This window comes from Bartonella sp. AA18HLJMS (assembly GCF_042197245.1).
GTDB lineage: Bacteria > Pseudomonadota > Alphaproteobacteria > Rhizobiales > Rhizobiaceae > Bartonella.
This window is the reverse complement of the sequence record NZ_JBHIRP010000001.1, coordinates 411,287-424,287: the sequence shown is the minus strand read 5'-3', so window position 1 is coordinate 424,287 and position 13,001 is coordinate 411,287. Positions and strand designations below refer to the sequence as shown.

Sequence of the window (13,001 nt, the reverse complement as noted above, 5' to 3'; positions counted from 1 at the left end):
CAGGAGTTTGCGTACTTAGACCCTGCCCCATGGGCATTTCTGAACCAGGTGCTTGATCTACAGGAGTTTGCGTACTTAGACCCTGCCCCATGGGCATTTCTGAACCAGGTGCTTGATCTACAGGAGTTTGCGTACTTGCACCTTGCTCCATCGAAACCTCTGAGCCCTGTATCTTTTCTGGCTGTTTTCTTACGGAGATATCTTTGTTTGATAACTGCTCAGACACTGAAGAATCATCTCTACTTGATATTTCCGGTTCAATAACACGTCCTGAACCACCCATCATATTATAATTCAAATGAGAAATAGCCCACCAAGTTCCCCCAATAATAACAAAAACGCAAATAGCAGCAAACCACAACGCGCTTAAATTCCACTTGGCGTCTGGACCAGAATTCAAGTGCAAAAAGAAAACAATTTGTACTATAATCTGAATAATCGCCATCCCAATAAGATACGCAACCTTTGTACTAACTGCCCAACTTTCCATCATTCCATACATCACAGGAATAAAAGAACCCAAAGTGAAAAATACAGCTAGAATAAAACCAACCAAATAGGAACCAGTACTGGGACCATGTGTTTCATTTTGCACGCTCATCACAACGCTCCTAATAGATAAACCATGGTGAAAACACCAATCCATACAATATCAAGTAAATGCCAAAAAATGGAAAGACATGCTAAACGTGTTTTATTGTTCTGATCCAAGCCATTACGACGAAGATGAAAAAACATCACAACCATCCAAAGAAGGCCAACACTTACGTGAAGTCCATGGGTGCCAACCAAAGCAAAAAATGCTGACCAATAAGCAGAGAGAATTTCCCGTCCAAAAAGCTGTAAACCTGTTGCAGGATCAATACCCGCATAAGCATTTGGATCAAAATAAAAAACCTCACTCAAAAGTTCATGAAATTCGTAAAGTTCCATACCAATGAAGCAACACCCCAATACAAAGGTAATAGCCATCCATAAACGCACACCACTGATGTTATTTTTATGTGCTTGTACCATTGCAAAGCCATAAGTGACGGATGAAAACAACAAGAAAGCAGTCTCAACCAAAACAAACTTTAAATCTATAAACTCACTGCCCGCTTTACCACCACCATAAGAAGCAGAAAAAACAGCAAAACTTGAAAACAGTGTCGAAAACAGGATTAAGTCTGAAAGAATATAGACCCAAAAACCAAACGTCATTACCGAGCTACTATCGTGGTGAAGTTCATCTATAGTACTCGCGTTATTCATTGTTACAGCACTCATACTGTCACTCCTTGTTCTTTAAGAACAGCTGTAAAGGCATCTTCAGTTTTTTGCACTTCTTCAGCTGGAATATAGTAACCATGATGATCACCTGTTAATGAATGACACACAAGCGTTGCAATAAAACCAATCAGTCCAACAGCAGCAAGCCACCAAATATGCCAAACAAGTGCAAAACCAACAACTAATAAGAAGAATCCCGCAATAATTCCAGCCGATGTATTCGACGGCATATGAATTTTTGTGAATCCACTTGTCGGACGTTGATAACCACTTTTCTTCATATTCCAATAAGCATCATCAGACTGTATCTTTGGAAGGAGGGCAAAATTGTAGGCAGGAGGCGGTGAAGAGGTAAACCATTCAAGTGTACGTGCATCACCCCAAGAATCATTCAACGTTACCGGTAGGTGACCTTTATGCTTAATACCATACCAAATCGCCAAAACAACCTGTAACACAAAACAAAGGATACCAAGCAAGATAATAAAAGCACCTAGAGCAGCAATAATAAACATCGGCTGCCAACTAGGTTCCATGTAATGCTGGAGACGACGTGTTGCACCCATTAAACCAAGCGCATAAACAGGGAAAAACGCAAGGTAAAAACCAATAAACCAACACCAGAAAGATGCAATACCTAATATGCGATTTGGTTTATAACCAAAAACTTTTGGAAACCAAAAAGCAAGCCCTGCTAAATAAGCAAAAACCACACCTCCAATAATTGTATGATGGAAATGCGCTATCAAAAAGAGCGAATTATGAAACTGCCAATCTGCAGGAACAATAGATAATAAAACACCAGTTAACCCACCACCAACAAACGTAAAGATCATTCCCATGCACCAAAGCATTGGAGGCTCAAAGCGAATCCGACCTTTATACATCGTGAGCAGCCAATTAAAGACTTTTACACCTGTTGGAACTGCGATGATCATCGTAGCAATACTAAAGAAGGTATTTACAGCTTCACCACCACCCATTGTAAAGAAATGATGTCCCCAAACAAGAAGCGAAAGAATCAAAATAACCACCATGGCCCATATCATGGAAGTATAACCAAAGAGGCGTTTTGAAGAAAAAGTTGAGACAACTTCAGACACAATGCCAAAAGCAGGAACAACCAAAACATACACTTCAGGGTGACCAAAAACCCAAACATAATTAATCCACACCATTGGATTTCCACCACCAACGTTAGTAAAGAAATTCATGTTCAAATAACGATCACATGCCAAGAGCGCAAAAGCAACAGTTAAGACAGGATAAATAACTACAATAAGAACATTGCTGACAAAAGCGCTCCAACAAAAAATAGGCATTTTCATCATTGTCATTCCAGGAGCACGCATTTTAATCATCGTTGCAATAAAATTCACTGATCCCATTGTTGTTGCAATACCAGAAAGCTGAAGAGACCATAAATAATAATCTACCCCTGTATCTGGACTCGTTTGTAATTCTGTAAAAGGTGGATACATCAACCAACCACCCCGACCAAAATTACCAACACCTAGGGATATATTAATCAAAATCGCCCCAGCTGCCGTAATCCAAAAACCCAGATTATTTGCAAAGGGAAAAGCAACATCACGCGCACCAATTTGAAGCGGTATCAGATAATTAAAAAGACCAAATAAAATAGGCGTAGCCATGAAAAAAATCATGATCGTACCATGCGCCGAAAAAATTTGATCAAAATGCTCAGGAGGTAAATAACCTGCTGTTTCACTCCCAAGAGCTAAAGCTTGATGCGTTCGCATCATAAGTGCATCCGCAAAACCGCGAACAAGCATAATAATTCCAAGAACTATATACATTATGCCTATGCGCTTATGGTCAACAGTTGTAATCCAATTTCGCCATAAAATTCCCCACCACCCAAGCGCTGTCAGAGCAACGACAGCAATTAAACCAACCAAAACAATCGCAATACATGTATACAAAACGATCGGTTCATGTGCAAGCGCATGAAAAGCACCTGCCGTAGGATCTGTAAGTCTTCCAAACATTTCTCAACCCATTTCAAATGAAATTTAAGTTTAAAAGAAACCTTATATTAAAAATATTAAAAGGGCTCTTTCTCTATTGACCCTTTAAATAACATCAGGATCAAATACTGAACACAGTGCACCCCATAGCGTCTGAGCAGCAGCACGTTTCATTAAATCTTCATTACACACCGTCTTTTCATCGACACATCGATTAACAACACGATAGTAAAGCCGCTTCTCAACAGGTGCAAAATAACGAACTTCAGCATCTTTTTCCTTCGCAGCAATATCACCCATACGAGGCGCAATAGAAAGTTGACGATAAGATGTACGATCAAGTAATCGACCATTAGCCCGAGCTTTTACAATCCAATCCTCAAAATCCCGCGAAGACACAGAATGCCACTTAAACCGCATACCCGAAAAACCATCACCACTGTAATTTGCTGAGGTCCCTTTGAATACTCCTTGCTCTTCAGCGACCAAATGCAACTTAGCATTCATCTGCGGCATAGCGTAAAGAACTGTACCCAATTTGGGAACCCAAAAAGCATTGACAGAATTCTCTGACGTCAATTGCAATAAAACTTGACGTCCTTCAGGCGCATAAATCTCATTAATCGATGCAACACCGTATTCAGGATAAATAAAAAGCCATTTCCAATCAAGAGCAATAGCATCAATCTGTAATGGCTTTCCTTCACCTACAACTTCCACTGGAAGAGGATTTGTAGGTTCAAGCTTATAGGTATAATAAGCTGTTAATGAACCTAAAACCATTACAATTACAACTGGAATACCCCACATCAATGCTTCAATTTTATTTGAATGTGCCCAATCAGGAGAATAGTCCGCTTTCATATTCGATGCACGATATTTTATAGCTAAAAATACCACACTTACCATAACTGGGATAACAATACAAAGCATCACCACCACACAAACAACGATCAAAATGAGCTGTTGACGTGCAACATAACCTGATGGCTGCATAACATCAACTTTACAACCAGACAAAAGCAGTGCTCCCCCTAAAATCACAAGCATTTCTAATTGTCTAACAAAGCTTTTCATCTCTATTTACCCCCGTCATACGCACTAAAAACTGTCATAAATATATACCTCACATTGTACAGATTTGAAAATAATTATCAAGAGAATTAAATGCCTATATTACTCTTATTAAACGCTTACTCTTTACCTATCACAATTTAATTGTTTTGCTTAATTGTTTTGCAATATACTCAAGTGCAAACCGATATCCATCACCTCCACACCCAGTTATGATAGCGTCTACACCTGCAGATGTATAAGAATGGTGACGAAAAGCTTCACGCTGATAAATATGAGATAAATGAACTTCTACTTTCGGCCCTGAAAACATTTTTAGGGCATCGAGAAGTGCAACAGATGTATGACTGTAAGCCGCTGGGTTAATGATCAATCCAGAACTTGCCTCTATTGCTTCTTGTATCCATGCTACTAATTGCCCTTCACAGTTACTTTGATAAAAATTTATTATGATATCATTTTTTTTTGCCCATTCTCTGCATCTTTTTTCAATACCTTCTAGAGTTTCAGTTCCATAAATTCCTGGCTCACGTTGACCTAGAAAATTTAAATTAGGACCATTTAAAATCGTTATTATCTCTGACATAGCAAGCCTTTTCTTTCAGAGTCATCACTTATTAGAAAGATATTTAGCATGTTTTTTACAGCAATAAAGCTCCATTCTTAATCTCAAAAAATTCTGCGCGTCCTTTTAAGGCATCAAATAAAACACGATCTGTTCCTGTCATGAATGTTTGCACAGCTAAATCATCAAGAATATCAAATAAAGCAGCACGTCGATGCGAATCAAGATGAGCAGCCATTTCATCAAGAAGAAGAATGGGAGCCCTTTCCGACATCATACCTGTTAGACGTGCATGACATAAAACTAAACCTGTCAGCAGCGCTTTTTGTTCACCTGTTGAACAAGATGTTGCTGCTATATTCTTATCAGCATAAAAAACCTGTAAATCTGCGCGATGTGGTCCTTCTAATGTTCGCCCAGCAGCACGATCCATTGCGCGATTACGCTGCAACTGATCACAAAACTGCTCTTCAACTTCAGTTGCTGATATTTCACTAAGAGCTGTTTCTAAAAAACCATCAATTTGCAAAAAAGCTCGTGGAAAAGGTATATGAGACGGCATTTGTGTAAACATTTCATTTAAAAGCCGAATAACATCAACACGCGCTGCAGAAATAGCTGTCGCCAGTTCTGCCATCTGCTTTTCTAAAGCATCAAACCAAGCACAATCTTCATTTCCATCCAAAAATAAGCGATTACGTGCACGCATAGCTCTATCATAATCGGCTATGCGACGCCTATGCAAGGGATCAATCGCTAAAACCATACGATCCAAAAAACTACGGCGCTCAAGTGAAGGACCTGTAAAAAGACCATCCATGGACGGTGTTAGGACACTAATATGACAATAATCTGTTAGGCAATCACCTGGTTCATTCACACCATTAATATGGACCTTTCGACTGTTATCGCTAACCTCCAAAGCTGTACCAATCTTTACTTCACCATAAAGAGCACATTCAAGACGTGCAAATACAACGAATCCTTCACCTCCGCCCTCTACAAAGCTAACATCAGAATAAGCAGCACGTCGCAAACCACGACCAGGAGAAAGAAAAGATAACGCCTCTAAAAGATTCGTCTTACCAGCACCGTTATGGCCAGTAAAAACCACATGCTGACCCGAAAAATGAATATTAAAAAAAGAATAATTGCGATAACGTAAAAGCTTCAGCTGCCTCACTGCCACTTTGTGCACACGACTCGCCATGCATTGCAAAACAATTGCCCCTAAACGCGAATAGGCATCAGCACATAGAGCACATCTGCATCATCATTATCACGAATCAGAGCCGGTGCTCCAGCCTCAGCCAACATAAAAACCATCTCATTGCTTGAAAGCTGCCCAGCGATATCCAAAAGATAACGTGAATTAAACCCTATCTCAAGCGGTTCAGATGTGTAAGTTACTGATAATTGATCTTCTGCACTGCCCGAATCAGGACTATTAACGATAAGCTTTAACTGTCCATGCTCAATCGTCAACTTAACTGCACGCCCCCGATCACTTGAAATCGTTGAAACACGATCAACTGCAGAAGAAAAACCCTGCCTATTAACAATTAATTCTTTATCATTTCCAAGAGGGATGACGCGCTGATAATCTGGAAATGTTCCATCAATTAACTTTGATGTAAAAATAACAGAACCCACAGAAAAACGAATCTTTGTCTCTGAAAGCTCTATACATACATCACCATCATTTTCTTCTGAAAGAAGTTTCTGCAACTCTCCTACAGTTTTACGGGGAACAATAACACCGGGCATTCCTTCAACTCCTGAAGGAGCTTCCATCTCAACTTGTGCCAAACGATGACCATCCGTTGCAACCAAACGCAGTTTCAAAACACCATCATTAACAACATGGAAGTAAATACCATTAAGATAATAACGGGTTTCTTCAGTAGAAATAGCAAATTGTGTACAATCAAGTAAACGCCTTAACCCTGATGCCGATAGAGAAAAGCGATAACCAAACTGCCCAGGAAGCGACTCTGGAAAGTCTGCCCTCGGAAGACATTGAAGCTGAAAATGTGCACAACCCGAAACAATGGACATTGTACCTGCTTGATTCTCATCGAGGGATAATACAACTTCATTGCTATCAGGAAGTTTTCGAATGATATCATAGAGCAAATGTGCCGGAACAGTTGTTGCTCCAGCTTGTTTAACATTAACTGCAAAAGATTCCATAACCTCTAAATCAAGGTCTGTTGCTTTTAACTGTACACGGCCATTTTCTGCATCAATCAACACATTCGATAAAATAGGAACAGTATTACGGCGCTCTACCACACGGTGAACCCGACCAAGAGACTTGAGAAATTGACTGCGATCAACTGTAATACGCATAAAAGCCCCGTATGATTTACTAAAAACTATAAGAATTCCTTAGAATTAAAGAATAGATCCCTTTAGAGAATCGCCTGCTAGAGTTTATTAAACCTCTCTTAAAATGGCAAGTCACTCCTGCATAAGAAAAAATAAATCTTTTCATTAAATTCTTTAAAGTCTCTCCAAAGAAAGAAACGATAAACACTATACAGCCTGTTCTCCAATCAACCGCTTAAGCAACTCAAGTTCCTTAGCCAAGGTCTGATCACCACAAACCAAATCTTCAATTTTACGCACAGCGTGTAAAACTGTTGTATGATCTCGCCCACCAAAACGGCGCCCAATTTCTGGTAATGAGCGAGGAGTTAATACTTTTGCTAAATACATTGCAACTTGCCGTGGCTTCACAACCGTACGTGTTCGACGATTAGATAACAAGTCCTGTTTAGAAACATTATAATGGCGTGCTACCGTACGCTGAATTTCTTCAATCCGAATACGCTTAGGTTCACCAGGACGTGTCAAATGACCTAATAATTCATCAATCCGCTCTAAAGATAAATCAGACTCAAAAGATTGACGAAACAAGAGCTGATTAAACGCACCTTCAATATCACGCCCCGACCCTAAAACCGTTTTCGCAATATATTCCAAGATATCATCAGAAATTGATACCATGCCATCATCTTGTTGTGCCACCTTCAACCGCTGGCGCAACATTTGCAAACGCATTTCATAATCTGGTGCTTCAATTTCAAGAGCTACCCCTCCCTGAAGACGAGAGCGAACGCGAAGATCAAGCGATTCTAATTCTGCTGGTGGACGATCTGCAGCGACAACAACCTGTTTTGCACTATCAAGTAACATATTAAGCAAATGGCAAAACTCATGTTGTATCGACTTACCCTGCAAAAACTGCATATCATCAATAATCAAAAGGTCGATATCACGAAGCTGTTCTTTAAAAGAAAGAGCATCATTATCACGAATAGCTGTTGCAAAACGCCACATAAAATATTCAGCAGTTAAATAAATAACGCGCACAGACGTTAAACGCTTCAATGCAGAAGCAGCAATCGCTTGAAGCAAATGTGTTTTTCCTAAGCCAACAGATGCGTGAATAAAAAGAGGATTAAAACGTAAGGCACTTTTATGCCCCTCTGCAATGGAACGCGCAGCTGCTAAAGCAACACGATTAGAAGCCCCCTCAACAAAACTTTCAAAAGTATAGCGAGAATCAAGTGGAGATCCAAAAACTCCCGTTTGAGAATTCTTAACTGAATGCTCTGCGCAACTTTCAACAAAAGATGAAGTCGCCTGCTCCTCTAGCACAACAGGAGGAACACTTCTTTTACAAACGACATCTCTTGAAACACGTTCCATACCACGAACAATAACTTCAACACGAAGAATTGCTGAATTCTCTTGTTTCCATAAATGAGTCAAAAGAGAACCATAGTGATTATTAATCCATGAACGTAAAAAAGCAGTAGGAACAGAAAGCTTTACAAGAGTATGACTATATTCAGCAAGCTTCACACGTCCAAACCAACTGGTATAAGCCTCAACACCAACCTGCACCTTTAATTGCGCCATAACACGTATAAAAGCCGCCGCACTTTCCTCCTCTGAAACAATAGAATGCCCTATAGAAGCATTTCTACAAACGTTCTCATCACTTTCCGTCATCCTATTCTTTATTATGTTCTCTGCCGACAGGATATTTACCGAAACCCTTTTAAAGGAACTAGCTTTAGAGTTCAATTTATCCACCATCTTCCATCCTGATAAAAATAAAATTTTGTCCTGCCAAACAACTAAAATAAATCTAGCGAAGGCAAAACGCCCTACCCCAAATAAGATTACTCACCCTCCCCTAGGATAGCCTCATCACAACCCCACTAACAAAGATGACCAATAAGATTTATTTGCACTCATGATATGACCCACCCTTCTAAAATGGTAAACATATCCATTAAGAAAACTAAAAAACCGTCAGAAAACCTCTCCAACACAAAAGTTTCGAAAAGCCTAAATCAAAACATCTTGTATTCAACAAAATACAGAATAATGCGCTGATGTGACCCCTTCATGCTTCTTAGTCTTCATAAGAACCATACAAAACAGCAGAGGTAAAATGCAAGAGGTCAAAATAAAATCAAAAAACCCAAAAAAAATGCTTATATTAATGAGGACTGAAAAAAATATTGATTCAATTCATTTTTTTTCTCTAAATTTACCAATAATTAAAGAATCTCTTCAGATTTAAAAAAAAAAATAAAATGCTTGACAAAAAAGACTCTGTACAAATCCACAAAGCTTGTGGATAACCATACCTCCCCCTATAAACTTTCTCTCCTTTTTCAAGTGGAGAATCATTATCGATTCTTATTTTCAATAGAAACTTTTTGAAATAATAAACAAAAAGCCAGCATCCTCATGGATACTGGCTTTGTTCTCAATTAAAGGAGAAAAGCTTAAACGCTGAGAGCCTTCAAACGTTTAGCTAAACGTGATACTTTCCTCGCAGCAGCATTTTTATGAAAAATCCCTTTAGAAACTGCACGCATAATTTCAGGCTCAAAATTCTTAAATGCAATCTCTGCAGATGCCTTATCGCCACCCGCTAAAGCGTCATCAAACTTACGTATAAAAGTACGAACGCGTGAACGGCGGGCCTTATTAACCTGTGCGCGCGCCGCAACCTTGCGCACCGCTTTTCGAGCAGAAGGTGTATTCGCCATAAATATAATCTCTCTTTCAACACCTTGGTAAAATGAGTCTCAATAACAACTCTACCAATATAAATAAATCCAACCCAAGCAAAACTATAAATCTGCCTATAACCGTGTGGATTATAGCGCAATCCTAAAGCTAACGTCAATTAGATTTTCAAAGATAGCCATAAAAAAACGAAGCTAAACTCTTTGATCCGCAACTTTATAGCTTAATAATAGATATTCCTTAACAAACAAAAGAATTTAAACGGCTAACTTACGCAAGACATATTGCAAAATTCCACCATGATGCAAATAATCTAGCTCATCTTCAGTATCAACACGGCATAATAATGGAACGGTTTTTACCGTACCATCAGAAAAAGTAATTTTCGCTACAGTCTTTTGACGAGGTTTCAAGTTATGAATCCCTTCAATTGTCACCTTTTCATCTCCCTTTAAGCCTAAAGATTTCCAACTTAGCCCCTCCTCAAAGACAAAAGGGACAATGCCCATACCAACAAGATTAGAGCGATGAATCCTTTCAAAAGACTGCACAATCACTGCTTTGACACCAAGAAGATTGGTCCCCTTGGCAGCCCAATCGCGGGATGATCCATTACCATATTCAATACCTGCAAAAACAACGAGTGGAATACCTTCTTGTTTATACGCCATTGCTGCATCGTAAATAGTTTGTTCTACCGCTGACGGATAATAAACCGTATAACCTCCTTCTCGACCATTTTCCCCTAACATGAAATTACGAATGCGAATATTGGCAAAGGTCCCACGCACCATAACTTCATGATTCCCACGACGCGTTCCATACTGATTAAAATCAGCCACTTTAACACCATGATCCATTAAATATTTTCCGGCAGGAGAAGCTGCTTTAATAGAACCAGCAGGAGAAATATGATCCGTCGTGATTTTATCACCAAATAAACCTAAAATCCGTGCATCTTTAATATCTGGTAAGATATCAGGTGTTTTCTGCATATCATCGAAATAAGGTGGATTGCGTACATAGGTGGATTGCTCATCCCAAGAATAGGTAGAACCCGTAGGAATCTGAACTTTTTGCCAATTTTTATCTCCCTTAAAAACATCTGCGTACTTTTCGGCAAAAACCTTCCGCGTGACATTTTTTTCGATAAACTCCTGTATTTCTTGAGAAGTTGGCCAAATATCTCTCAAATAAATGGGGTGGCCATTTGAATCTTCACCTAGAGGCTCCTTGGTTAAATCTTTACACACCGTCCCGATGAGCGCATGTGCAACAACTAACGGTGGTGAAGCTAAATAATTCGCTTGCACATCAGGGGAAACACGCCCTTCAAAATTACGATTTCCTGAAAGAACCGCAGATGCAATTATACCATTGTCATTAATCGTTTTGGAAATAGCTGGATGCAAAGGACCAGAATTCCCAATACATGTTGTGCACCCAAATCCTACTAAGTTAAATCCTAATGCATCTAAATCTTTTTGCAGACCCGAATTTTGAAGGTAAGCTTCAACGACTTGTGAACCAGGTGCAAGAGAAGTTTTTACCCATGGTTTACTCCTAAGACCCTTTGCCACAGCATTTCGTGCCAAAAGACCCGCAGCAATAAGAACACTTGGATTCGATGTATTCGTACACGACGTAATCGCAGCGATCACCACATCACCGTGACCAAGCGTATATTCTTCACCTTCAACCTGATAACGCTTATCTTGTCCAGAAGTCTTCTTATAGTCTTCGACCAATGCCTTCTCAAAACCCTGCCCAACATTTTCCAATGCAATACGTCCTTCAGGACGTTTAGGACCAGCCATAGAAGAGACAACGGTTCCCATATCTAATTCAATTGTATCACTAAAAATGGGATGAGCCACCATTTCATCATGCCACATCCCTTGTGCTTTGGTGTAAGCCTCCACTAAGGCAATCCGACTTTCATCACGCCCTGTCATATTGAGATAACGCACTGTCTCCTTATCAATTGGGAAAAAACCACACGTTGCTCCATATTCAGGTGCCATATTTCCAATCGTTGCCCGATCAGCAAGCGTCATATGCTCCAAACCAGGACCAAAAAACTCAACAAATTTACCGACAACACCCTTCCGACGTAGCATTTGGGTCACCGTTAATACGAGATCGGTGGCTGTTACACCTTCCTTAAGTTTACCTGTTAGACGAAAACCAATCACTTCAGGTAACAACATAGAAACAGGTTGGCCTAACATTGCTGCTTCTGCTTCAATACCACCAACACCCCAACCTAAAACCCCTAAACCATTTACCATAGTCGTATGCGAATCAGTTCCCACACAGGTGTCAGGATAAATCGTCTCACAGCCCTCTTCATTCTTCATCCATACACATTGTGCTAAATATTCTAAGTTAACCTGATGACAAATCCCTGTTCCTGGAGGAACAACGCGAAAATTTTGAAAGGCTTGTTGCCCCCATTTAAGGAAACGGTAGCGTTCACCATTGCGTTCATATTCATGCTCAACGTTTTCCTTAAAAGCCATGGAATTGCCAAAAGCATCAACAATAACTGAGTGATCAATGATGAGATCAACGGGAATGAGAGGATTGATTTTTTCAGCGTTACCACCAAGTTTAACCATAGCATCACGCATTGCAGAAAGATCAACAACTGCTGGAACACCTGTAAAATCCTGCATAAGAACACGTGCAGGACGGTAAGCAATTTCTGCCCCAGCGCTCCCTTTGTCGTTTAACCACTTAGCAACATTGAAGATATCCTCTTTTTTAACTGTGCGACCATCTTCGAATCGCAATAAATTTTCGAGAATAACTTTCATCGAAAACGGTAAACGAGAAACACCTTCAAGTCCGTTCTTCTCCGCTTCAATCAAGCTATAATAAGTATATTCTTTGCCACCAACATTTAATACTCTACGACAATTAAAGCTATCAATTTGAGTCATGACTGTCCACCCTCATACTATAACCACCCAATTTCCAGGAATGAACAACACAAACTACGAGTCAAGGTCGCAGCTTGAGCGCAGACGCAATTACCT

At 39.8% G+C, this 13,001-nt stretch carries 10 protein-coding genes; all 10 read right to left on the bottom strand.

Annotated elements, in window-relative coordinates; translation table 11 throughout:
* A partial coding sequence (gene cyoD / locus ACFINW_RS01685) for a cytochrome o ubiquinol oxidase subunit IV (RefSeq protein ID WP_375640007.1) occupies positions 1-601 on the bottom strand: 601 nt, incomplete at its 3' end.
* Complete coding sequence (locus tag ACFINW_RS01680) at positions 601-1,269, bottom strand: cytochrome (ubi)quinol oxidase subunit III (RefSeq protein ID WP_375617543.1); 669 nt, start codon at positions 1,267-1,269, stop codon at positions 601-603. The genes cyoD and ACFINW_RS01680, both read right to left, overlap by 1 nt.
* Complete coding sequence (cyoB, locus tag ACFINW_RS01675) at positions 1,266-3,284, bottom strand: cytochrome o ubiquinol oxidase subunit I (RefSeq protein ID WP_375639690.1); 2,019 nt, start codon at positions 3,282-3,284, stop codon at positions 1,266-1,268. The genes ACFINW_RS01680 and cyoB overlap by 4 nt, the downstream gene beginning before the upstream one ends.
* An 84-nt stretch (positions 3,285-3,368) precedes the next feature.
* Positions 3,369-4,340 carry a ubiquinol oxidase subunit II gene (gene cyoA / locus ACFINW_RS01670; protein WP_375673697.1) on the bottom strand — a complete coding sequence of 324 codons (972 nt, stop codon included), beginning with the start codon at positions 4,338-4,340 and terminating at the stop codon, positions 3,369-3,371.
* 130 nt (positions 4,341-4,470) lie between these two features.
* Positions 4,471-4,923 carry a type II 3-dehydroquinate dehydratase gene (gene aroQ, locus ACFINW_RS01665; protein WP_375673696.1) on the bottom strand — a complete coding sequence of 151 codons (453 nt, stop codon included), beginning with the start codon at positions 4,921-4,923 and terminating at the stop codon, positions 4,471-4,473.
* Between the two features lie 55 nt (positions 4,924-4,978).
* Positions 4,979-6,112 carry a DNA replication/repair protein RecF gene (gene recF, locus ACFINW_RS01660; RefSeq protein ID WP_375673695.1) on the bottom strand — a complete coding sequence of 378 codons (1,134 nt, stop codon included), beginning with the start codon at positions 6,110-6,112 and terminating at the stop codon, positions 4,979-4,981.
* A 20-nt stretch (positions 6,113-6,132) separates the two neighbouring features.
* The gene (gene dnaN, locus ACFINW_RS01655; RefSeq protein ID WP_375673694.1) at positions 6,133-7,254 is read right to left on the bottom strand and encodes a DNA polymerase III subunit beta; all 1,122 of its coding nucleotides are present in this window, start codon (positions 7,252-7,254) and stop codon (positions 6,133-6,135) included.
* A gap of 186 nt (positions 7,255-7,440) precedes the next feature.
* Positions 7,441-9,012: a chromosomal replication initiator protein DnaA gene (dnaA, locus tag ACFINW_RS01650; protein WP_375620839.1), complete on the bottom strand. Its 1,572-nt coding sequence runs from the start codon at positions 9,010-9,012 to the stop codon at positions 7,441-7,443.
* A gap of 701 nt (positions 9,013-9,713) precedes the next feature.
* A complete protein-coding gene (gene rpsT, locus ACFINW_RS01645; protein WP_375673692.1) occupies positions 9,714-9,980 on the bottom strand; it encodes a 30S ribosomal protein S20 in 267 nt (88 codons plus the stop codon).
* 237 nt (positions 9,981-10,217) lie between these two features.
* A complete protein-coding gene (gene acnA, locus ACFINW_RS01640; RefSeq protein ID WP_375673691.1) occupies positions 10,218-12,905 on the bottom strand; it encodes an aconitate hydratase AcnA in 2,688 nt (895 codons plus the stop codon).
* Positions 12,906-13,001 lie beyond the last annotated feature (96 nt).